The organism is Streptomyces caeruleatus, from assembly GCF_001514235.1.
Classification (GTDB): Bacteria; Actinomycetota; Actinomycetes; order Streptomycetales; family Streptomycetaceae; genus Streptomyces; species Streptomyces caeruleatus.
On record NZ_KQ948943.1, the window covers coordinates 101,530 to 123,646 of the forward strand.

Genomic DNA, 22,117 nt, shown 5'->3' on the forward strand with positions numbered 1-22,117 from the left:
ATTCCGCACCGGGCGTGACGGTGCGCGATGGATGGTTCGATTCCGTTCGCCGTGGTGCGTGACTCCCGCCACAGATCGTCCGTTGTCTTCTTCATGAGCCCGGGAGCCGCCCGGTTCACGGGCCGGGAGCCACCCGGCCCCGCCACGCCACATCCCGAGGGAGCCACCCGTGCCGCGCATGCTCGACGTCAGCGACGAGGTACGTGCCGAGATCGGCGACGAAGAGGCCGACCGGCTGCTCGCCGGAGAGAACGCCCCGGGCAGTTACGACTGCACCTCCTGCCGCACCCCGGGCGACTCCGAACAGGAGCGCACCAGCACCGTCCTGTTCATCGGGGACGAGACCGCAGTCCTCGCCTTCGCCCACGCCACCTGCCTGCCCTCCCAGGTCGTCCAGGTCACCGAGGAGCAGCTGCGGGGCGCCGTGAAGTCCATCACCGGTGACCGCGTCGATCTGGAGCCGGAGACGATCGTGCCGGAGCAGGCCGTGCTCGGCGTGACCAGCGGGCTGGTGCTGATCGCCGGGGAGCTGCACCCCGCCCTGGTCGTGGAGCCGACCGGGCCCATCGTGCGCCCCGGGGCGGTCGACGCCGGGGACGACTTCCTGCCGCTGCTCATCGAGCAGGGGTTCATGCCGGTGACGGAACTGACCGATGTGCCGCCGGTGCTGCACGGCTGGTCGGTACTGCTGGCGATGGGGCAGCTGCACGCGGTGCTGCAGCCGGGGCCGAACGGGAGCCAGCCCGTCGCCTGGTGGCAGGCGCATCAGCCGCTTCAGGTGACCGACGGCTGGCGGGCCGCCGCCAACAAGCACCAGCAGGTGCTGATGTTCGCGGCGCCGGTGGGGTCCATCGGACGCCAGCCCCGGGAGGATCTGTTGCGGGACGCGTTGGACAAGGCGGCGGCGAACGGGAAGTTGGTGGGGGCGGCTCTGCCTCTGGCGGGAACCTGAGGGCGCCCGCTCAGCGGGGACCCGCACATCGACACAGCCCCGCGCCCCTTCGGGGCGATACCCGGCCGCATCTCTTCCCGTGCCGGGTCGTTTGGACATACGTGCATGCATACGACGTTCCCCGCCACCAGGGCGGCCCCTCGCCCACGCCGATCTACGACGCGCTCTACGCCGAGTACGTCAAGTCCTTCCGTTCGCTGCCGGGTGATCGCAGCGGTGAGGAGGACCTGGGGTTCGTCGCGTTCGGGAACATCCAGCGCAGTACCGGCACGTACGGCGGCCATCGCCCGGGGTCGTTCAGCAGCTCGTACAGTGCCTACAGCGCGGGCGCCCACAGCGCCCGGCACGGCAACAACCAGCAGCCGCAGTGGCAGCGCGTCGGCCACATCGGTCCGCAGGGCAACACGGGGATGCACCACGTCCCGGCCGCGCTGCCGCCGGCGCGCAGAGGCTGAACAGACTGAACACGACGGAAGGGCGGCCCGCTGAGGGCCGCCCTTCCGTCATGTCGGCTGCTGCTCGCCGCTACTTCTTCTTGCCGCGCTTCTCGCGCACGCGAACGGAGATATGGATCGGCGTGCCCTCGAAGCCGAACTCCTCGCGCAGCCGGCGTTCGATGAAGCGGCGGTAGCCCGCCTCGATGAAGCCGGAGGCGAAGAGGACGAACCGCGGGGGCTTGGTGCCGGCCTGGGTGCCGAAGAGGATGCGCGGCTGCTTGCCGCCCCGGATCGGGTGCGGGTGGGCGGCGACCAGCTCACCGAGGAAGGCGTTGAGGCGGCCCGTGGGGACGCGGGTCTCCCAGCCGGCGAGGGCGGCCTCGATCGCGGGGACCAGCTTCTCCATGTGCCGGCCGGTGCGCGCGGAGACGTTGACCCGCGGCGCCCAGGCGACCTGGCCGAACTCGGTCTCGATCTCCCGCTCCAGGTAGTAGCGGCGCTCCTCGTCGAGGGTGTCCCACTTGTTGTAGGCGATGACCATCGCGCGTCCGGCCTCGACGGCCATCGTCACGATCCGCTGGTCCTGGACCGAGATGGAGTCGGCGGCGTCGATCAGGATGACCGCCACCTCGGCCTTCTCGACGGCGGCGGCGGTGCGCAGCGAGGCGTAGTAGTCGGCGCCCTGCTGGAGGTGGACGCGCTTGCGGATGCCCGCCGTGTCGACGAACTTCCAGGTGACACCGCCCAGTTCGATGAGCTCGTCGACCGGGTCGCGGGTGGTGCCGGCCAGCTCGTTGACGACGACGCGCTCCTCGCCCGCCACCTTGTTCAGCAGGGAGGACTTGCCGACGTTCGGGCGGCCGATGAGCGCGATACGGCGCGGGCCGCCGACCCCGGCCCCGCCGAAGGTCTGCGCGGGGGCCTCCGGCAGCGCCTCCAGGACGGCGTCCAGCATGTCGCCGGTGCCGCGGCCGTGCAGCGCGGAGACCGGGTGCGGTTCGCCGAGTCCGAGGGACCACAGATACGTCGCGTCGGCCTCGCCGCTCGGGCCGTCCACCTTGTTGGCGGCCAGCACCACGGGCTTGCCGGCCTTGCGCAGCAGTCGTACGACCGCCTCGTCGGTGTCGGTGGCGCCGACCTTGGCGTCGACGACGAACACGACGGCGTCGGCGGCCTCGATGGCGTACTCGGCCTGCGCGGCCACGGAGGCGTCGATGCCGAGGACGTCCTGCTCCCAGCCGCCGGTGTCGACGACCTTGAAGCGGCGCCCGGCCCACTCGGCCTCGTAGGTCACGCGGTCGCGGGTGACGCCGGGCTTGTCCTCGACGACGGCCTCGCGGCGGCCGATGATCCGGTTGACCAGAGTCGACTTGCCGACATTGGGTCGTCCGACGACGGCGAGCACGGGCAGCGGACCGTGACCGGCCGCCTCGATCGCGCCCTCGACCTCCTCGAGATCGAAGCCCTCTTCCGCGGCGAGCTCCATGAACTCCGCGTACTCGGCATCGCCAAGCTCTCCGTGGTCGTGCTCTTCGAGCGAGCCCTCGGAGTGGATGTGGTCGTTCATGAAGTCCGTACCTCGTCGTTCATCGTGGTGATCGGTGGAACACCGGGTGTCCCCCGGCTGATCCACTACTCAGTTACTTCAGTGTCGCCCGGCGACCGGTCAGTCGCCTGGCGTTTTCCAGGTGTGCGCTGAGCTGCTTCTGGATGCGCTCGGTCGCCTCGTCCAGCGCCTTGCGCGTACGTCGTCCGCTGCCGTCGCCCGCCTCGAAGGGGTCGCCGAAGACGACGTCGATACGGCTGCGCAGCGGAGGCAGCCCCTTCATCAACCGTCCCCGCTTCTCGGAACTTCCCAGTACGGCGACCGGGACGATGGGCGCCCCGCTGCGCACGGCGAAGTAGGCGAGCCCGGCACGCAGGGAGGCGAAGTCGCCCTCGCCCCGGGTGCCCTCCGGGAAGATCCCGAGGACGCCGCCGGCCGAGAGGACGTCGAGGGCCCGGGTGATCGCCGTACGGTCGGTGGTGTCGCGGTCCACCTTCAGCTGGCCGATCCCGGTCAGGAACGGATCCAGCGGCCCGATGAACGCCTCCTTCTTGATCAGGAAGTGCGTCGGCCGGGGCGCCACGCCCATGACCATCGGGCCGTCTATGTTGTGCGAGTGGTTGACGGCGAAGATCACCGGACCGCTCGCGGGCACCTTCCAGGCGCCGAGCACGCGCGGCTTCCACAGCCCGTACATCAGGCCGACGCCGATCCGCCGCCCGACCTCGGCGCCCCGCTCCGAAGCCTGCGTCACTTTCCGGCCCGCTTCTCCTCGACGAGCGTGACGACGCACTCGATGACCTGCGACAGGGTGAGCTCGGTGGTGTCCACCTCGACCGCGTCGTCGGCCTTGGCGAGCGGCGAGGTCTTGCGGCTGGAGTCGGCCGCGTCGCGCTTGATCAGCGCCTCCCTGGTCGCGTTGACGTCGGCGCCCTTCAGCTCACCGCTGCGGCGGGCGGCGCGGGCCTCCGGGGAGGCGGTGAGGAAGATCTTCAGGTCGGCGTCGGGCAGCACGGTCGTACCGATGTCACGGCCCTCGACGACGATGCCGATCTCCGCGGACTTGGCCAGGGAGCGCTGCAGCTCGGTGATCCGGGCCCGCACCTCCGGCACGGCACTGACCGCGCTGACCTTGGAGGTGACCTCCTGGGTGCGGATCGGCCCGGCCACGTCGGTGCCGTCCACCGTGATCGTCGGGTTGCCCGGCTCGGTGCCGGAGACGATCTCGGGCTTGCCGGCCACGGCGGCGATGGCGGAGGGGTCCTCGATGTCGATCCCGTTGGTCACCATCCACCAGGTGATCGCCCGGTACTGGGCGCCGGTGTCGAGGTAGCTGAGCCCGAGCTGCGCGGCAACGGCCTTCGACGTGCTCGACTTGCCCGTGCCGGAGGGGCCGTCGATGGCGACAATCACGGGCTTGGCGGCACCGTTTTCCACGGGGGGACACCTTCCAGATGCGGTGTGACGGGAGTGCGGGGACGCGAGGGCGCCCCGCACAAGGTTACTGGGTTCAACTCACTCGTCCGGCCGCACAGGGTTCGCCCCCGCCGCCCCTACCCGTCCCATCCTTCTGGGGCTCCGCCCCAGACCCCGCTCCTCAAACGCCGGAGGGGCTGAATTGATCAGCCCGTCCGGCGTTTGAGGACGAGGCCCGAAGGGCCGACAGCGGGGGTCTGGGGGCGCAGCCCCCAGGGACGGGACGGGTAGGGGCGGCGGGGGCGAGAATCCGCTACTGCCGGATCGCCCAGCCCCGCTCCCGCAACGACGCCGACAGAACCGGCGCGGCCTTGGGCTCCACCATCAGCTGCACCAGACCGGCCTGCTGCCCCGTCGCGTGCTCGATCCGCACATCCTCGATGTTGACCCCGGCCCGCCCCGCGTCCGCGAAGATCCGCGCCAACTGCCCCGGCTGGTCGTCGATGAGCACGGCGACCACCTCGTAGACCCGCGGAGCGGCCCCGTGCTTGCCGGGCACGCGTACCTGCCCCGCGTTCCCCCGCCGCAGCACGCCCTCGATACCGGCCGTCCCCTTCACCCGCTTGTCCTCGTCGGAGGACTGCAGGGCCCGCAGCGCCCGCACCGTCTCCTCCAGATCGGCGGCGACGTCCGTGAGCAGATCGGCGACGGGCCCGGGGTTCGCGGAGAGGATGTCGATCCACATGCCGGGATCGGACGCGGCGATCCGCGTCACATCACGGATGCCCTGACCGCACAGCCGTACGGCCGTCTCCTCGGCGTTCTCCAGCCGCGCGGCGACCATGCTGGACATCAGATGCGGCATGTGGGACACGAGCGCGACCGCGCGGTCGTGGGCGTCGGCGTCCATCACGACCGGCACGGCCCGGCAGTGCGAGACCAGCTCCAGGGCGAGGTTCAGCACCTCGGTGTCGGTGTCCCGGGTCGGCGTCAGCACCCAGGGCCGCCCCTCGAAGAGGTCGCCGGTCGCGGCCAGCGGCCCGGACTTCTCCCGGCCCGACATGGGATGCGTACCGATGTACGACGACAGGTCGAGCCCGAGCGCGTCCAGCTCACGGCGCGGCCCGCCCTTGACGCTGGCCACGTCGAGGTAGCCGCGGGCCACACCCCGGCGCATGACGTCGGCGAGGACACCGGCCACGTGCGCGGGCGGGGCGGCGACGATCGCGAGGTCCACGGGGCCCTCGGGCGCCTCGTCCGTGCCGGCGCCGAGCGCGGCCGCCGTCCGGGCCTGCTCGGGGTCGTGGTCGGCGAGGTGGACGGTGACCCCCCGCCTGGCCAGCGCGAGGGCGGCGGACGTACCGATGAGGCCGGTGCCGATGACGAGTGCGGTTCTCACTGGGCGATGTCCTTGCGCAGGGCGGCCGCGGCGCCGAGGTAGACGTGCGCGATGTCGGCGCGGGGCTTGTCGGACTCGATGTGCGCGAGGACCCGAACGACCCGGGGCATGGCGCCCTCGATGTCCAGTTCCTGGGCGCAGATCAACGGGACGTCGGCGAAGCCGCTGCCGAGCTTGCGGGCGGCGGCCGCCGGGAAGTCGCTGTGCAGATCGGGCGTGGCCGTGAACCAGACGCTGATCAGGTCGTCCGCGGTGAGGTCGTTCCGCTCCAGGATCGCGGTGAGCAGGGCACCGACCTGCTCGTCCATGTGGCCGGCCTCGTCCCGCTCCAGCTGGACGGCCCCCCGGACCGCTCGTACCGCCACGGCACTGCTCCTTGCTGACGTACGGATCACTCTTCGGCTGTCCAGCCTAGTCAGCCCGGGTGCGCCGGACCCATCTCGCCCGCCCCCTGAGACAACCCGACCCGCCTTGACGAATGCACGAAACGCCCGTTCTCCTGCACTATGCCCCAAGTTGTTTCGCCTTCGGCGCTTTAGGTGCAAAGATGCTGTTGCTCCGCTCGGAGCGACTTCCCGGCGCCCTCTGGTTCTTCCGCACTTTCGGAGTGACGACATGACCTACCGTCCGACGCGGCGCACGATCCTCATCGCGACGGGCGCGACAGGCGCGACGGCGCTCGTCGCGGGCTGTGGCGATTCCGACGGCGACGGCGACTCCGCCTCGACCTCCACCACCTCCCCCGGCCAGGACGACCAGGACGGTCAGACCGGCCAGGAGGGCAAGGAGCTGGCCACCACGTCCGAGATCCCGGTGGGCGGCGGCAAGATCTTCGCCGACGACAAGGTGGTGGTGACCCAGCCCGAGACCGGCCAGTTCAAGGGCTTCTCCGCCATCTGCACGCATCAGCAGTGCACGGTCGCGACGGTCGCGGACGGCACGATCAACTGTCCGTGCCACGGCAGCAAGTTCAACATCACGGACGGCTCGGTGGCCCATCCGCCGGCGACGCGGCCGCTGCCCGAGAAGAAGATCACCGTGGACGGAAATTCGATCCGCCTGGTCTGATCCGCCGCGTACGCTCCGGGCATGCGCCCCGAGACCCTGGTCCGCGACCACACGATCTACGCCTGCGTGATGGGCTCGCGCGCCTTCGGTCTGGCGACGGACGGCAGCGACACCGACCGCCGCGGCGTCTTCCTCGCCCCGACGCCGCTCTTCTGGCGCTTCGACAAGCCGCCGACGCACGTCGACGGCCCGCTGGAGGAACAGTTCAGCTGGGAGCTGGAACGCTTCTGCGAGCTGGCCCTGCGCGCCAACCCGAACATCCTGGAGTGCCTGCACTCCCCGCTCGTGGAGTACGTCGACGACACGGGCCGCGAGCTGCTCGCCCTGCGCGAGGCGTTCCTGTCCCGGCAGGCCCTGGAGACGTTCACGCGTTACGCGCTGGGCCAGCGCAAGAAGCTGGAGGCGGACGTCCGCTCCCACGGCGCCCCGCGCTGGAAGCACGCGATGCACCTCCTGCGCCTCCTGACGAGCGCCCGCGACCTGCTGCGCACCGGCCGCCTCACGATCGACGTCGGCGACCGGCGCGAGGCGCTGCTGGAGGTCAAGCGCGGCGAGGTCACGTGGCCGGAGGTGGAGTCCCGGATGAACCGCCTGGCGCGGGAGGCGGAGGAGGCCTGCCGTCACAGCCCGCTCCCGGCCGAGCCGGACCGCCGCCGGGTCGAGGACTTCCTGATCGGCGTCCGCCGCGCGTCAGCTCTCCAGCCGGGTCCGTACGACGAAGGCGTGCAGGGCGTCGTGGACGGCCGGGGCATCGGGCAGCGCTGAGGCGGCCTGCGCCTCGTCCAGCGCACCGTGCAGCCGCTCCACGTCGGCCGCCACGCGCGCGTGGTCGACGTCGGCGGCTCCGTGCTCCTGCTCGGCCTTGGCGGTGATCAGCTCCGGCAGGTAGCCGGGGGCGTCGACCTCCCCGATCAGCGTCGGCAGATGCGGCTGCACCTCGCCAGTGCGCATCAGGTGGATGCCGGTGAGCAGCACACGGAAGGTGTAGAGCAGCGGCTTCAGCTCGCCGGTCTTCTCGAACAGCCGCCACTGGGTAGTGGCGAAGCCCCGGTAGTGATGGGCGTGATGGCTGGTGAGCACGCCCGGCGCCAGCCCGGCCAGCTCCCGGTGGGCGTCCGTGGTGTGCACGACGAGCGGCGAGAGCAGCTGCTCCAGGACATAGCCGTTGCGGCGCAGCATCAGCCGTACGAACTTGCGCAGGTCGTGTGTGACCAGGTCCATCTCGACGCCGTCCCGCACCCACATCCGCGACCGCGTCTCGTCCGGCTCCCGCAACCCGACGAGGTCGGCGGTGGGCAGCAGGTGCACGCCCCGCAGGTCGACGTCCGAGTCGCGCGACGGGAAGCCGTACAGATGCGCGCCGGAGACCGTCGCGAACAGCACCGGATCGGGCTGCTCGGCGACGACGGGCGCGAGGTCGATGTCCAGGGCGTCGATCATCCGTCAAGCGTCCCAGAGCGCTCCGAGGGTCAGCAGGTCGCCCCGGTACTCGATGCGGTCCGCCCACTCCGTCGGCCACGCCTCGGCACCCAGGTGGGCGCCCGCGAACGCGCCGGCCAGGCACGCGATCGAGTCCGAGTCACCGGATGTGCAGGCGGCCCGCCGCAGGGCCGTCAGCGGCTCGTCGACGAACCACAGGAAGCAGAGCAGCCCGGTGGCCAGGGCCTCCTCGGCGATCCAGCCCGCACCGGTCGCCAGGCACGGGTCGGTCTCGGGCGAGACGGTGCGCACGGCCTCCTGGAGCCGGTCCAGCACGCCCAGGCACTCGTCCCAGCCGCGCGCGATGAAGTGCTCGGGCGTCGGGTCCTGGCCGCGGGTCCACAGGTCGCCGAGCCAGCGCTCGTGGTAGCGGCCGCGGTTCTCGTAGGCGTACGACCGCAGCAGCCCGACCAGCCCGGTCGGCTCGGCGCCCTGCGCGAGGAGGCGTACGGCGTGCGCGGTGAGGTCGGAGGCGGCGAGCGCCGTCGGGTGGCCGTGGGTGAGCGCGGACTGCAACTGGGCGGCGCCCGCCCGCTGTTCGTCGCTCAGCCCCGGTATGAGCCCGACCGGAGCCACGCGCATGTTGGCACCGCAGCCCTTGGAGCCGATCTGGCTGGCGTCCTGCCAGGGCAGGTCCGTGCGCTCCAGCAGGTCGCAGGCCCTGAGGCAGGTGTTGCCGGGGGCGCGGTTGTTCTCCGGTGAGCGGTTCCACGCGATGAACTCCGCGCGCACCGGCCCCACCATCGCGTCGGGTCCGAGCACACCCATGTCCGTCGCCGTCCGCAGCCCCTTCCCCAACGCCAGCGTCATCTGCGTGTCGTCGGTGACGATCGCCGGCGTCGGCAGCTCCATCTCGGCCCATGGCCCGCATTTGGCGAGGATCGAAGGGACGTCGTTGAACTCGGTCGGAAATCCGAGGGCGTCCCCGAGGGCGAGGCCGAGCAGGGAGCCGGTGGCGGCGCGCTTGCGGACGGTGGTCGTGGTCATGCGGGGCGTCCTTCCGGGGTGGGCCGCAGCAGGGGCGGGTGGAGGGTGGCGGCGGTGCCCGCGCGGTACAGCGCGGCCGGTTTGCCGCGGCCGCCGGTGAGCCGGGCGGCGCCGGGCACGGCTTCGACGAAGCCCGCAGTGGCGAGGACCTTGCGGCGGAAGTTGGGCCGGTCGAGGGCGGTGCCCCACACCGTCTCGTAGACCTGTTGCAGCTCGCCGAGCGTGAACTCGGGCGGGCAGAAGGCCGTGGCGAGGCCGGTGTACTCCAGCTTGGCGCCGACGCGGTCATGGGCGTCGGCCAGGATCCGGTCGTGGTCGAAGGCGAGGGGTCCGGCCGTGTCGTACGGCACCCAGCGCGCCTGGGCCGCGTCGCTGCCGCCGTGCGGTTCGGGAGGATGGGGCAGCAGGGCGGTGAAGGCGACCGTGACGACTCTCATCCGGGGGTCGCGGTCGGGCTCGCTGTAGGTCCGCAACTGCTCCAGGTGCAGCCCGGAGACGTCCGACAGGCCGGTCTCCTCGGCGAGTTCACGCCGGGCCGCCGTCTCCGCCGACTCGTCGGGCTGCACGAATCCGCCGGGCAGGGCCCAGTGGCCCTTGTACGGCTCCTGCCCGCGCTCCACGAGCAGGACGTGCAGGGCGCCGTCGCGGAGGGTGAGGACGGCGAGGTCGGCGGTGACGGCGAAGGGTTCGTGTGCGTACTTGTCGTAGGCCGTGCCCATGAGAACCACTCACCCCCTCAACAGCTTTAATAGTCAGTACGACTATAAAGAGGCCGAGGGGGTCACCACAACCCCCGTTCACGCACAGGACTCGCGACGCCCCAGGAAGCCCAGCAGCCGGACGTCGGCACGCGCGCGTGGCCGCACCTCGACCGGCGGCGCGAACCGCACGCCCCGGTCCTCCTCGGTGACCACGCAGCGGGCGACGTTCAGCAGCTCGGCCGCGAGCGACACCGGGATGGGCCTGGGCCGACCGCAGGCCTGGGCGACGTCCCACCCGTGCACGGCGATCTCGACGGCACCGACGGCGCCCATCACCCGTACGTCCAGCGGCCGTTCACCGACCAGCACGCGCTGCCCGGCGGGTCCGGCCGCCCAGGCACCGAGCACGGCGCACGCGCGCGTACGGAAGCCGCAGGCCCGGTCGGTGCGCGGGAACAGCCCGATCCGCCCGCCCGTCAGCCCTTCATAGAGCGCGTCCAGGGAGTCGTCGAGATGCCCGAGCAACTCCCCCAGATCCCACCCGGCGCACGGCGTCCGGCCCCCGAGACTCCCCCGCGTCCACCTCGGCGACGCTCCCCAGCGCGTAGGCGAGCGAACGCTCCAGCAGCTCCCCGGAGCTCATGACAGGCCCCGCAAGGCCGTCAGCGTGCCTTCAGGCGCCGTCCGAGGCGCCTCCTGGCCGGTCGTGTTCGTCCCCGCAGTCGTGTCCGCTGTCGAGTTCATCCCCGCTCCCTCCGTCACCGATACAGACCGGCGGAGCGGCGAAAACGAATCGGCCGGTCCTGGACCACTCCAGAACCGGCCGACGCTGGGGGGCGACCTACAGGTCGACCTCCTGCATCAACATCCCGACCTCGGTGTTCGACAGCCGCCGCAGCCAGCCCGACTTCTGGTCGCCGAGGGTGATCGGCCCGAAGGAGGTGCGGACCAGCTTCTCGACGGGGAAGCCCGCCTCGGCCAGCATGCGGCGCACGATGTGCTTGCGGCCCTCGTGCAGGGTGACCTCGACCAGGTAGTTCTTGCCGGTCTGCTCGACGACCCGGAAGTGGTCCGCGCGCGCGTAGCCGTCCTCCAGCTGGATGCCGTCCTTGAGCTTCTTGCCCAGGTCGCGCGGGATCGGGCCGACGATGGCCGCCAGGTAGGTCTTCTTGACGCCGTACTTGGGGTGGGTGAGGCGGTGGGCCAGCTCGCCGTGGTTGGTGAGCAGGATGACGCCCTCGGTCTCGGTGTCGAGCCGGCCGACGTGGAAGAGCCGGGTCTCACGGTTGGTGACGTAGTCACCGAGGCACTGCCGCCCCTCCGGGTCCTCCATGGTCGAGACGACACCGGCGGGCTTGTTGAGCGAGAAGAACTGGTACGACTGCGTGGCGACGGTCAGCCCGTCGACCTTGACCTCGTCCTTCTCCGGGTCGACCCGCTTGCCCTGCTCCAGCACGATCTCGCCGTTGACCTCGACCCGCGCCTGCTCGATGAGCTCCTCGCAGGCGCGCCGGGAGCCGTAGCCGGCCCGCGCGAGCACCTTCTGGAGGCGCTCGCCCTCCTGCTCGGCGCCCGGGAAGGTCTTGGGCAGCTTGACGTCCTTCTTGCCCGCGTAGCGCTCCCGGTTGCGCTCCTCGGCGCGGGCGTCGTACTCACGGGAGGTCGCCGGCGCCGAACGGCCCCGACCGGTGCCGCGCTGCTGGCCCTGCTTGGGCCCGCCCTTGGCGCCGCCGCGCGCGGAGGCACCGCGCCCCGACTTCGGGCCGTCCTGGGTGGCGCCGGGGCCCACGTCGTAGCGCCGCTCCTCCGGGCGCGGCTTCTTCGGCCGGCCGCCCTGCTTGTCGTCGCGGTTGTTGCCGGCGCCGCGGTAGTTGCCGCGGCCCCCGCTGCTCCCGCCGCGGCCGCCGCTGTTGCCACCACGGCTCCCGCCGTTGTTTCCGCTGCTGTTCCTGCCGCTGCTGCTTCGCATCAAAGTTCCGTCTGGTCGTCTACGTCGTCGGTACCCCGGCTCACCGAGGTGCCCGGACCGTCATCGGGAGCGTCCGGGTCGAACGACGGCACCCCTTCCTGGGTCTCGGCCTCGATCGCCTCCGCCTCCGGGAGGAAGGGCGCGAGCTCCGGGAGCTCGTCCAGACCGCGCAGGCCCATCCGCTCCAGGAAGTAGTTCGTCGTCCTGTACAGGATCGCACCTGTTTCGGGTTCCGTGCCCGCCTCCTCGACCAGCCCGCGCTGAAGGAGGGTGCGCATGACCCCGTCGCAGTTCACTCCGCGCACCGCCGAGACGCGGCTACGGCTGACGGGTTGGCGGTACGCGACGACGGCCAGCGTCTCCAGGGCGGCCTGGGTGAGCCGGGCGGTCTGCCCGTCCAGCACCAGCCGCTCGACGGCGGCCGCGTACTCGGGACGGGTGTAGAAACGCCAGCCGCCCGCGACGAACCGCAGCTCGAAGCCGCGCCCCTGCACGACGTAGTCGTCGGCCAGCTCCCGCAGGGCACCGGCGATCTGCCGCCGCGGCCGCTCCAGGAGCTTGGCGAGGCGCTCCTCGGTCGCGGGCTCGTCCACGACCATGAGCATCGCCTCCAGGGCGGGCTTGAGGTCGAGGTCCGCGACGCCGCGCAGCCCGGCCGGAAGCTCGGTGGTCTCCTCACTCACGCCTTCTTCTCCTCCTTCGGCGGCTCGGGCGGCCGGTCGAACTCGTCGGTCACCGTGGGCGTCTCGTCCCCGTCCCCGCCGGTCCAGCGCACGGTGAGCTCCCCGAGCGCGGTCTCCTGGTCCAGGGCCACGGCCTTCTCCCGGTAGAGCTCCAGCAGGGCCAGGAACCGCGCCACGACGGTGAGGGTGTCGTCGGTGTCCTCGACGAGAGCCCGGAAGCTGGCCTCGCCGAGCTCCTTCAGCCGCGCGACGACGATCCCGGCCTGTTCCTGCACGCTGACCAGCGGCGCGTGGATGTGATCGACGTAGACCTGCGGCTTCGGCTTGGGCTGCATCGCCTTGACCGCGAGCCTGGCGAATCCTTCCGCCCCGATGCTGATGACGACCTCGGGCAACAGCTCGGCGTGCTGCGGCTCCAGCCCGACGGTCCGCGGATAGCGCCGCGCCTCGTCGTCGAGCCGTCGGCTGAAGATGTCGGCGATCTGCTTGTACGCCCGGTACTGCAGCAGCCGCGCGAACAGCAGGTCCCGCGCCTCCAGCAGCGCGAGGTCGGCCTCGTCCTCCACCTCGGCGGCGGGCAGCAGCCGGGCCGCCTTCAGATCGAGCAGCGTGGCCGCGACGACCAGGAACTCGGTCGTCTCGTCCAGGTCCCAGTCCGACCCCATGGCCCTGATGTGCGCCATGAACTCGTCGGTCACCTTGGACAGCGCGACCTCGGTGACGTCGAGCTTGTGCTTCGAGATCAGCTGGAGGAGGAGATCGAAGGGCCCCTCGAAGTTGGAGAGGCGGACCTTGAAGACGCCGTCGTCGGGCTCGTCCGGTTCTGCGGCGGGCGGTTCGGGAGGGGCCGCCGCGGCCTCTTGGGCGGGTCGTTCGGCAACGGCCTCCGACGGCTGCGCAGCGGTCGGCTCGTCGTCATCGCCGCCGCCGTTGTGGGCAGCTGTTCCGCCGGGCGGAACGGGTGGGCACGACGGCCCCCGGGCCGGAGCCGGAGACCGGACCTCAGCCGGCGCCTCGCTCTCCGCCTCCGCAGGAGGCGAAGGAACCGGCTCGACCGGCGGAGCCGCCCCCGGCCCTCGCCCCAGCGCACGCCGACGACCGGCTGCTGCGCCGGAGGCCGGGGCGGGAACGTCGTTCGAGGTCATGGCCCCCGCAGGCTACCGCTACCGCCCGCGAAGTCGTCGTACGAGGATGCTGGCGTCTCCGCGGCTCTCCAGATCCGCGAGGACCACGGCCACCGCCTCGCGGACGATCCGCCCCCGGTCGACGGCCAGCCCGTGCTCACCGCGCAGCACGAGACGCGCGTGCTCCAGGTCCATGAGCTCCTCGGCGGAGACGTACACAGTGATCTTCTCGTCGTGCCGTTCACGCCCACTGGGCCGGCGCGAGGCGCTCCGCCCCCGCTTGCGCGGCGCGGCGGAGGCCGAAGCGGCAGCGGCTCCGGACCCGGCAGAACCGCCGGAGGCACCCGCGGCAGAACCTTCCTGCGCCCCCTCCTGCCGGCGCGCGGAGCGCTCCGCGGCCCGGCTGCGTGACTCACCGGCGTCGACGGACTCCGCGTCGGCCGCCACATGCTCCGCGCCGTCACCGTCGCCGCCCTGCACGGGCACCGACTGCGGCGCGTCCTCGGCGGCCGCGGCGGGATCGCTCTCCCCCGCGGGAGCCGGCACCCGGGCCTCGCCGTTGGCCGGGCGCCGGGGAGTGGACGGCTGGAGCGCCATACCCCCTGTCGTACGGAACAGTTCGTCGGCCCCCGGCAGACTCACTCGGCGTGACACCGGGCGAGCACCTCCCTGGCGAGCTGGCGATAGGCGGCGGCCCCGACGGAGTTGGAGGCGTACGTGGTGATCGGCTCACCGGCGACCGTGGTCTCCGGGAAGCGGACCGTGCGCCCGATGACCGTGTGGTAGACGTGGTCGTCGAACGCCTCGACCACACGGGCCAGCACCTCGCGGCTGTGGACCGTGCGCGAGTCGTACATCGTGGCCAGGATTCCGTCGAGCTCCAGCTCCGGGTTGAGCCGCTCCTGGACCTTCTCGATGGTCTCGGTCAGCAGGGCCACGCCACGGAGGGCGAAGAACTCGCACTCCAGCGGCACGATCACCTTGTGGGCGGCCGTCAGGGCGTTCACCGTGAGCAGACCCAGCGAGGGCTGACAGTCGATCACGATGAAGTCGTAGTCGGGCAGCAGCGGCTTCAGGGCGCGCTGGAGCGTCGACTCGCGCGCGACCTCGCTGACCAGCTGGACCTCGGCGGCCGACAGGTCGATGTTGCTCGGGAGCAGGTCCATGTTGGGGACCGCCGTCTTCAGGAGCACCTCGTCGGCCGACATGCCCCGCTCCATGAGCAGGTTGTAGACCGTGAGGTCGAGCTCCATCGGATTGACGCCGAGTCCGACCGAGAGCGCGCCCTGGGGGTCGAAGTCGACGAGCAGGACCCGGCGTCCGTATTCCGCGAGTGCCGCACCCAGGTTGATGGTCGACGTCGTCTTGCCGACGCCGCCCTTCTGGTTGCACATCGCGATGATCTTCGCGGGGCCGTGGTCGGTCAGCGGACCCGGGATCGGGAAGTACGGCAGCGGACGCCCGGTCGGGCCGATGCGCTCGCGGCGCTGCCGGGCAGCGTCGGGCGCGAGGGTGGCCGCGTACTCGGGGTCGGGCTCGTACTCCGCGTCGGGGTCGTAGAAGTGCCCGTCGGGCAGTTCGTCGTAGTCGGCGAATTGGTTGTGGGGCGCGCCACTTCCGTCGCCGGCCATGGCGTTCACGTGATGGCCATCCATGCTCTGGTGTGCTGTCTGAGTCAACCCTGAGATCTGGTGACTCTGGTGGGCTGCGAAGGTGCGCACCGCAACGGAGCCGACAGCCTCGAATCCCGCGGGACCCTGGCCCCGTACCGGCATTCCTGGTTGACCACCCCCGGGAGAAAATGTCGACTCATTCACAAGTCGTCTTACCTCCTTGGTGACCAGGAAACTTCTAGACAGGTCAGCGTGGCACCATGCCGACAGTCGGCGACTCTATGGCGTGTCGGGCATCCGCAGCAACACAATCCGCCGGACCGGGCAGATGTGTCGACAATGAAACATCCCGCTGTCAAGGGCGTACGGCCGTCGCACAGCAGGTTTCGCGGGTGTGCGAATCGGGCGAAGGGTTGCGTTCGAGGCGAGTTGACCGAGAGTCGCAAAGTGACCATACACACATCCGGCCGGACCTTTTCGGGCAAGGTCCGGCCGGGTGCGTTCGGTTGACGACTTGTGTTGACGTATCGCCTTTACCAGAAAGTGACTTAGCCGATCGGCTCAGCCGAGCAGCGTTTCGAGCTCCGCGTGCTCCAGGCCGTGCGCCTCGGCGACCTCCCGGTAAACGACCTTGCCGTCATGCGTGTTGAGGCCCTTGGCCAGCGCGGCGTCGCGGCGCAGCGCCTCGACCCAGCCCCGGTTGGCGAGTTCGAGGATGTAGGGCAGCGTGGCGTTGGTCAGCGCGTAGGTGGAGGTGTTGGGCACCGCACCCGGCATGTTGGCGACGCAGTAGAAGACCGAGTTGTGGACCGGGAAGGTCGGCTCGGCGTGCGTGGTGGGGTGCGAGTCCTCGAAGCAGCCGCCCTGGTCGATCGCGATGTCGACAAGAACACTTCCCGGCTTCATCCGGGAGACCAGCTCGTTGGTGACCAGCTTCGGGGCCTTGGCACCCGGGATGAGGACCGCGCCGATGACGAGGTCGGCCTCGAGGCAGGCCTTCTCCAGCTCCAGGGCGTTGGAGACGACGGTCTGGATCTTCGTGCCGAAGACCTTGTCCGCCTCCTTGAGCTTGTTGATGTCCTTGTCGAGCAGGGTCACGTGGAAGCCCATGCCGATGGCGATCTGCGCGGCGTTCCAGCCGGAGACGCCGCCGCCGATGACGACGGCCCGGCCGGCCAGCACGCCCGGGACGCCGCCCGGCAGCACACCGCGGCCGCCGTTGGCGCGCATCAGGTGGTAGGCGCCGACCTGCGGGGCGAGCCGGCCGGCCACCTCGGACATGGGGGCGAGCAGCGGCAGAGCGCGGGAGGGCAGCTCGACCGTCTCGTAGGCGATCGCCGTGGTGCCGGACTCGACGAGGGCGTCCGTGCACTCCTTGGAGGCGGCCAGGTGCAGGTAGGTGAAGAGCGTCTGGTCCTTGCGGAGGCGGTGGTACTCCTCAGCGATGGGCTCCTTGACCTTCAGCAGCAGGTCGGCGGTGGCCCACACCTCGTCGGCGGTCGGCAGGATCTGGGCGCCTGCGGCGACGTACTCACTGTCCGGGATCGACGAGCCGACACCGGCGTTCTGCTCGATGACGACCTGGTGGCCGTGGCGCACCAGCTCCAGCACGCCGGCGGGGGTGATGGCCACCCGGAACTCGTTGTTCTTGACCTCGCGGGGGATGCCGACCTTCACGTCGATCACGGTCCTTGGCTCAGAGGGTGTGGGGCATTGCATGACATTCCCAGGCATGCGGGGGCACACCGGGGTACACCGCAGGAGAAGGTGCGGCAGAGCCAGTCTAATGAAGGTGTTCCCGCTGTCTAGCCTTTCATTGCATCAATCTTCTGCGGATGCACTACGGATTTCGCAGGCGTTAGCGTCTTGTTCCGGCTCGAAAGCGCCTTGCCGGGGCTCAGACACGGCCACATCGGACTCCCGAGGCTCCTCTCCCAGCATCCGCTCGGCCGCGCCGCGGTGCAGCTGCGCCGCCGACGAGTCGCCGAGATGGTCCAGCGTGTCGGCGAGCCGCAGATGCAGGGCCCCCTGGAGCCGTACGTCCTCGGCGCGCCGTGCCCACTCCACCGCCTCCTGGCAGGTGCGCAGCGATTCCTCGGGCCGGCCGGCGTACTCCTGGACCCGGGCCAGCTCGCTCAACGCCCGTGCGTGCCCGGCGACATCGCCGTTCTTGCGGTGCCCGGCGATGGCGGCCCGCCAGTTGCGCAGCGCGTCGCCGTACCGGCCCGCATAGGTGTGCGCCTCGCCGATACGGCCGTACAGCCGGGCGGCGTCGGCCCGCTCGCCCCGGGCCAGCCGCTGGGCGAGCGCGCGGCCGAACCAGTCGGCGGCCCGGTCGTAGTCCCCGAGCTCCAGATGGGCGCCGCCTACGGATTCCATCGCGCGGCCGGTCGCGTACGGGTCGTTCGCGTCCCATCCGGCGTCCAGAGCGGCCCGATACCGCACCAGCGCCTCGCGGGTACGCCCCGTCCGGGCGTCGAGGTCGCCGAGGTTCAGCAGCGCGGCGGCCTTCTCGCGGGGCAGCTTCCGGCGCTCGGCGACGTCGAGGACCAGGCTGTGGATGCCGTACAGGTCGGCGGCGGCCTCCTGGGTGCCTAGGTGCGCGACCATCGCCCTGACCAGCTGGGACATCAGTCGGCGTGCGAGGGTGTCCAGCTCGCCGTCGGCGACCGCGGCACGGGCCGAGGCCAGCAGGGCGGGCCTGCGGATGCCGAGCCACTCGGCGGCGGCACGCGGATTGGGGAAGCGCAGGGCCTGGGGCATGCCGAGGAGCTTCTGGCGGGTCTCGGGGCTGTCGGTCTCGGTGATCGCCCGGCACGACTGGAGCAGCCGTACGGTCCGCTCCAGCATCCGGGCGCGGGCGAGCTGGAGCTCGGCGGGGCGGTCCTGGGTCTCGGTGAGGGCCTTCAGGAGCGGGTGCAGACACGCCGGGACCTCGTACTGCGGCAGCGGCGAATCCACGGCGTGCAGCAGGCCGAGGGCGACGACGTCGTCCAGGGTGGCGCGGGCGCCGTCCACCGAGCAGCCGGCGAGCGCGGAGGCGGTGTGCGGGTCGACGACGCCGCCCGGGGCGAGGGTGAGCAGCCGCAGTATCCGGGCCGCGGGCGTCGGCAGGGCGCCGTACACCAGGCGGAAGACCCGGCTGAGCGGGCTGCCCTCCTCGCCCTCGGCTCGTACCTGCTTGGCGAGGTCGGAGACGGCCACCTTGGGGCGGGCGGCGAGCCAGCGGCCGGCCAGCGTCAGCGCCGCCGGCTGGCCATGGCACACCTCGACGAGGCCCTCGGCGGCCCGCGGGTCGACGGTGATGCGGACCGAGCCGGCGTGCCGGGACAGCAGCTCCACCGCCGACTTGGTGTCGAGGCCGCCGAGCGTGCAGGGCCGCACGTCCGGGATCCCGGTCAGCGGGCCGTGGGAGACGGCGACGACCAGGCACTCCGGGGCGTCCGGGAGCAGCGCGTCGACCTGCTCGGACTCGGCCGCGTCGTCGAGCAGCAGCAGGACCTGGCGGTCGGCGAGGGTCTTGCGGAGCTCCGCGGTGAGGTCGTCCTCGGCGGCGCCGGCCGGGGCGGGGCGGTCCACGGCGGCGAGCAGTTCGCGGGCGGTGCGCTCGACGGGGACGGGGGTGCCGTCGGGCTCGCTCAGGCGGGCACGCAGCACGCCGTCGGCGTAACGGTCCGCCACCTGCCGTACGAGCTCCTCGGCGAGCGCCGTGCGGCCCGAGCCGGGGCGGCCCGCGATGAGCAGCACGCGCGCGCGTGGCGCCTTGCGGCCGGAGAGGGTGTTCAGGCCCGCGCGCTCGATGTCGGCGCGGAGCTCCTTCAACTCACGGGTGCGGCCGAGGAATTGGTTCCCGGCGGAAGCCCGGGCGAACACCTGCACGCCGCCTGTGTCCACGACCTGATCCGTCACGGGGTCACACTCCCGTCCCACCGCACGCGCAAGCCCGCCGGGACTCCGGTTCGGGCGTATTCAGAGCCTAGTTCACGCTCTGCTACGTTCCGGGCGGAGCGTGGCGGGCACGGCGGGGACGTCCCCCGATCGGATCAGCAGATGGTAGGACCGGCACTTTCCGACGGGCCTCTCAGCAACGCCCCAGGGGCGCGGGGCCGTGTCGATGTGCGGCTCCGCCGCTCGGGCGCGACAAGCCACTACGGCGCCGCACCCGAACGAAGCCCCCACCTACACCCCGAACGGCCTCGCGGGCCAAGGCGCCTCCGCCGGACGCAACCCCTCCACCCCGCCGGAGGCGCGCGCGGCGACCAGCGACAGGACGCCCACGACGAGGCAGTTGTTGTGCAGCTCGCCGGCGAGGACGCCCCGGACCAGCTCGTCGACCGGCACGCGCGCGTGCTCCATGTCGGCCTCCTCGTCCTCCACCGCGAAGCGGTCGCCGTCCGCCTCGGACAGCCCGCGGGCGAGGAAGATCCGCACGGCCTCGTCGCAGCCGCCGGGGGTGGTGTAGACGTCCGTCAGGACCCGCCAGTCATCGGCCTTGACGTGGGCCTCCTCGTACAGCTCGCGCTGCGCGGCGTGCAGCGGGTTCTCACCGGGGATGTCGAGCAGTCCGGCCGGGATCTCCCACAGCTTCTCGCGCACCGGGTGGCGGTACTGCTTGATGAGCAGGACGCGGTCCTCGGCGTCGAGGGCGAGGACGGCCACGGAGCCCGGGTGGACCTGGTAGTCGCGTCGCACCACCGAGCCGTCGGGCATGACCACGTCGTCCGTGCGGACGGAGGTCTTGTTGCCGACGAAGGGGGTGTCCGTCGCCCGGATCTCCCACTCCTCGGGGGTGTCCTTGATCGTCATGCCCTGCCCTTCCACGTGCGCAAAGGAAAACCGGGGTGCCCACCTTTGAAGGTTTGCACCCCGGCCACCGTACAACTCTCGTGCTACTTCGAATTCTTGCCTGCGCCGCCGCCCTGCTGGCGTTCGACGGCTGCCTTCACCAGCCCCGCGAACAGCGGGTGCGGGCGCGTCGGGCGCGAGCGCAGCTCGGGGTGGGCCTGCGTGGCCACCAGGTAGGGGTGGACCTCGCGCGGGTACTCCACGTACTCCACGAGCTTGCCGTCGGGCGAGGTGCCGGAGAACAGGATGCCGGCCTTCTTCTCCAGCTCCGCCCGGTAGGCGTTGTTCACCTCGTACCGGTGACGGTGCCGCTCCTCGACGTACTCCTTGCCGTCGTACACCTCGCGCACGATCGAGCCCTCGGCCAGCTTCGCCGGGTACATGCCGAGCCGCATGGTGCCGCCCATGTCGCCCTCACCGGCGACGATGTCCAGCTGCTCGGCCATGGTGGAGATGACCGGGTGGCCGGTGGCCGGGTCGAACTCGGTGGAGTTGGCGTCGCCGATGTCCGCGAGGTTGCGGGCCGCCTCGATCACGATGCACTGCAGGCCCAGGCAGAGGCCCAGCAGCGGGATCTTGTTCTCGCGGGCGTACTTGATCGCGCCGACCTTGCCGAGGACGCCGCGGTCGCCGAAGCCGCCCGGGATGCAGATGCCGTCGACGTCGCCGAGCTGCTGCTTGGCGCCGGCCGGGGTCTTGCAGTCGTCGGAGGTGACCCACTTGATCTTGACGCGGGCCTTGTTGGCGAAGCCGCCGGCCCGCAGCGCCTCGGTGACCGAGAGGTAGGCGTCGGGCAGGTCGATGTACTTGCCGACCAGCGCGAGGGTGATCTCGTGGTCGGGGTTGTGGACGCGGTCGAGCAGGTCGTCCCAGGTCGTCCAGTCCACGTCGCGGAACGGCAGGTCCAGCTTGCGGACGACATAGGCGTCCAGGCCCTCGCCGTGCACGGTCTTCGGGATGTCGTAGATGGAGCGGGCGTCAGGACAGGCGACCACGGCCGCCTCGTCGACGTCGCACATCAGGCTGATCTTCCGCTTGATCGCGGCCGGCACCTCACGGTCGCAGCGCAGCACGATCGCGTCCGGCTGAATACCGATGTTGCGCAGCGCCGCAACCGAGTGCTGGGTCGGCTTCGTCTTCAGCTCTCCCGAGGGGCCGATGTACGGCAGGAGCGAGATGTGGACGACGAAGACGTTGTCACGACCGACCTCGTGACGGACCTGGCGAACGGTCTCCAGGAACGGCAGCGACTCGATGTCGCCGACCGTGCCGCCGACCTCCGTGATGACGACGTCGACCTCGTCGGTCGCCATGCGCCGGATGCGGTGCTTGATCTCGTTGGTGATGTGCGGGATGACCTGCACGGTGTCGCCGAGGTACTCGCCGCGCCGCTCCTTGGCGATCACCGTGTTGTAGACCTGGCCGGTGGTGACGTTCGCCGAGCCGTCCAGGTCACGGTCGAGGAAGCGCTCGTAGTGGCCGATGTCCAGGTCGGTCTCGGCGCCGTCGTTGGTGACGAACACCTCGCCGTGCTGGAAGGGGTTCATCGTGCCAGGGTCGACATTGAGGTACGGGTCCAGCTTCTGCATCACCACACGCAGACCCCGGGCCTTGAGCAGCATGCCGAGGCTGGAGGCCGTCAGGCCCTTACCGAGCGAGGAGGCGACACCCCCGGTGACGAAGATGTGCTTGGTCGTCGTGGATTTTGGCATGGCCAAGAGGGGGCTCCCGTGGTCGCGATCTTGAAGTGCGGTTCGGGGGTCATCACGCCCACCGGTCCACGGGCTACCAGGGTATCAGCGACTAGGACCGATGGCTTCCGGCCACGCTCCGCACACGAGTCGGCACGGATCCGCACGCCCCACCTGTTTCCCACCCATCGGTCACCCATTGCTCAC

At 71.2% G+C, this 22,117-nt stretch carries 22 protein-coding genes and 1 pseudogene; 5 read left to right on the forward strand and 18 right to left on the reverse strand.

The window, feature by feature from the left end; genetic code table 11:
- The first annotated feature begins 169 nt into the window (after positions 1–169).
- Both AQJ67_RS39940 and AQJ67_RS39945 read left to right on the forward strand, forming a co-directional pair.
- Positions 170–952: a hypothetical protein gene (locus AQJ67_RS39940; RefSeq protein WP_062724411.1), complete on the forward strand. Its 783-nt coding sequence runs from the start codon at positions 170–172 to the stop codon at positions 950–952.
- Between the two features lie 101 nt (positions 953–1,053).
- On the forward strand, positions 1,054–1,407 hold the full coding sequence (locus AQJ67_RS39945; RefSeq protein WP_062724412.1) for a hypothetical protein: 354 nt from the start codon (positions 1,054–1,056) through the stop codon (positions 1,405–1,407).
- 70 nt (positions 1,408–1,477) lie between these two features.
- Here the strand turns inward: AQJ67_RS39945 and der are convergent, their stop codons facing one another.
- The 5 genes from der to aroH all read right to left on the reverse strand — a co-directional run bounded on the left by der (position 1,478) and on the right by aroH (position 6,115).
- Positions 1,478–2,956: a ribosome biogenesis GTPase Der gene (gene der, locus AQJ67_RS39950; RefSeq protein WP_062724413.1), complete on the reverse strand. Its 1,479-nt coding sequence runs from the start codon at positions 2,954–2,956 to the stop codon at positions 1,478–1,480.
- A 73-nt stretch (positions 2,957–3,029) separates the two neighbouring features.
- Positions 3,030–3,632: a lysophospholipid acyltransferase family protein gene (locus AQJ67_RS39955; protein ID WP_244190753.1), complete on the reverse strand. Its 603-nt coding sequence runs from the start codon at positions 3,630–3,632 to the stop codon at positions 3,030–3,032.
- A 53-nt stretch (positions 3,633–3,685) separates the two neighbouring features.
- A complete protein-coding gene (gene cmk / locus AQJ67_RS39960) occupies positions 3,686–4,372 on the reverse strand; it encodes a (d)CMP kinase (RefSeq protein WP_062724415.1) in 687 nt (228 codons plus the stop codon).
- Positions 4,373–4,664: 292 nt separating this feature from the next.
- Positions 4,665–5,750, reverse strand: a complete 1,086-nt coding sequence (locus AQJ67_RS39965) for a prephenate dehydrogenase (protein ID WP_062724416.1) — start codon at positions 5,748–5,750, stop codon at positions 4,665–4,667.
- On the reverse strand, positions 5,747–6,115 hold the full coding sequence (aroH, locus tag AQJ67_RS39970) for a chorismate mutase (protein ID WP_062724417.1): 369 nt from the start codon (positions 6,113–6,115) through the stop codon (positions 5,747–5,749). Before aroH ends, AQJ67_RS39965 begins: the two co-directional genes overlap by 4 nt.
- 116 nt (positions 6,116–6,231) lie before the next feature.
- On the opposite strand from aroH, the pseudogene AQJ67_RS50870 reads away from it, so the two are divergent.
- From AQJ67_RS50870 to AQJ67_RS39980, 3 genes and pseudogenes are all read left to right on the forward strand, one after another.
- Positions 6,232–6,369: pseudogene (locus AQJ67_RS50870) on the forward strand (DUF6529 family protein); the annotation flags it as partial.
- The gene (locus AQJ67_RS39975; RefSeq protein ID WP_062724418.1) at positions 6,366–6,818 is read left to right on the forward strand and encodes a Rieske (2Fe-2S) protein; all 453 of its coding nucleotides are present in this window, start codon (positions 6,366–6,368) and stop codon (positions 6,816–6,818) included. The pseudogene AQJ67_RS50870 and the gene AQJ67_RS39975, both read left to right, overlap by 4 nt.
- 21 nt (positions 6,819–6,839) lie before the next feature.
- The gene (locus tag AQJ67_RS39980) at positions 6,840–7,583 is read left to right on the forward strand and encodes a nucleotidyltransferase domain-containing protein (protein ID WP_062724419.1); all 744 of its coding nucleotides are present in this window, start codon (positions 6,840–6,842) and stop codon (positions 7,581–7,583) included.
- Here the strand turns inward: AQJ67_RS39980 and AQJ67_RS39985 are convergent.
- The 13 genes from AQJ67_RS39985 to AQJ67_RS40045 form a co-directional block, all read right to left on the reverse strand.
- Entirely contained in the window at positions 7,509–8,258 is a 750-nt protein-coding gene (locus AQJ67_RS39985) for a nucleotidyltransferase domain-containing protein (RefSeq protein WP_062724420.1), read from the reverse strand. The genes AQJ67_RS39980 and AQJ67_RS39985 overlap by 75 nt on opposite strands.
- 3 nt (positions 8,259–8,261) lie before the next feature.
- On the reverse strand, positions 8,262–9,284 hold the full coding sequence (locus AQJ67_RS39990; RefSeq protein WP_062724421.1) for an ADP-ribosylglycohydrolase family protein: 1,023 nt from the start codon (positions 9,282–9,284) through the stop codon (positions 8,262–8,264).
- Positions 9,281–10,003: an NUDIX hydrolase gene (locus AQJ67_RS39995; protein ID WP_062724422.1), complete on the reverse strand. Its 723-nt coding sequence runs from the start codon at positions 10,001–10,003 to the stop codon at positions 9,281–9,283. Before AQJ67_RS39995 ends, AQJ67_RS39990 begins: the two co-directional genes overlap by 4 nt.
- Positions 10,004–10,081: 78 nt before the next feature.
- Positions 10,082–10,510, reverse strand: a complete 429-nt coding sequence (locus AQJ67_RS40000; protein WP_244190752.1) for a DinB family protein — start codon at positions 10,508–10,510, stop codon at positions 10,082–10,084.
- Between the two features lie 316 nt (positions 10,511–10,826).
- Positions 10,827–11,954 carry a pseudouridine synthase gene (locus AQJ67_RS40005; protein ID WP_048582495.1) on the reverse strand — a complete coding sequence of 376 codons (1,128 nt, stop codon included), beginning with the start codon at positions 11,952–11,954 and terminating at the stop codon, positions 10,827–10,829.
- Entirely contained in the window at positions 11,954–12,637 is a 684-nt protein-coding gene (gene scpB, locus AQJ67_RS40010; protein WP_062724423.1) for an SMC-Scp complex subunit ScpB, read from the reverse strand. The genes AQJ67_RS40005 and scpB overlap by 1 nt, the downstream gene beginning before the upstream one ends.
- The gene (locus AQJ67_RS40015; protein WP_062724424.1) at positions 12,634–13,782 is read right to left on the reverse strand and encodes a segregation and condensation protein A; all 1,149 of its coding nucleotides are present in this window, start codon (positions 13,780–13,782) and stop codon (positions 12,634–12,636) included. The genes scpB and AQJ67_RS40015 overlap by 4 nt, the downstream gene beginning before the upstream one ends.
- Before the next feature lie 18 nt (positions 13,783–13,800).
- Positions 13,801–14,415 (reverse strand): hypothetical protein, encoded by a 615-nt coding sequence (locus AQJ67_RS40020; RefSeq protein WP_079056482.1) that lies wholly within the window; start codon positions 14,413–14,415, stop codon positions 13,801–13,803.
- Entirely contained in the window at positions 14,400–15,536 is a 1,137-nt protein-coding gene (locus AQJ67_RS40025; RefSeq protein ID WP_078916304.1) for a ParA family protein, read from the reverse strand. Before AQJ67_RS40025 ends, AQJ67_RS40020 begins: the two co-directional genes overlap by 16 nt.
- A 399-nt stretch (positions 15,537–15,935) precedes the next feature.
- A complete protein-coding gene (gene ald, locus AQJ67_RS40030) occupies positions 15,936–17,060 on the reverse strand; it encodes an alanine dehydrogenase (RefSeq protein WP_062724426.1) in 1,125 nt (374 codons plus the stop codon).
- A gap of 135 nt (positions 17,061–17,195) precedes the next feature.
- Complete coding sequence (locus tag AQJ67_RS40035; protein WP_062724427.1) at positions 17,196–19,283, reverse strand: AAA family ATPase; 2,088 nt, start codon at positions 19,281–19,283, stop codon at positions 17,196–17,198.
- A 270-nt stretch (positions 19,284–19,553) separates the two neighbouring features.
- The gene (locus AQJ67_RS40040) at positions 19,554–20,180 is read right to left on the reverse strand and encodes an NUDIX domain-containing protein (RefSeq protein WP_062724428.1); all 627 of its coding nucleotides are present in this window, start codon (positions 20,178–20,180) and stop codon (positions 19,554–19,556) included.
- Positions 20,181–20,263: 83 nt separating this feature from the next.
- Positions 20,264–21,931, reverse strand: coding sequence for a CTP synthase (locus AQJ67_RS40045; RefSeq protein ID WP_062724429.1), 1,668 nt, complete (start codon positions 21,929–21,931; stop codon positions 20,264–20,266).
- Between the last annotated feature and the right edge of the window lie 186 nt (positions 21,932–22,117).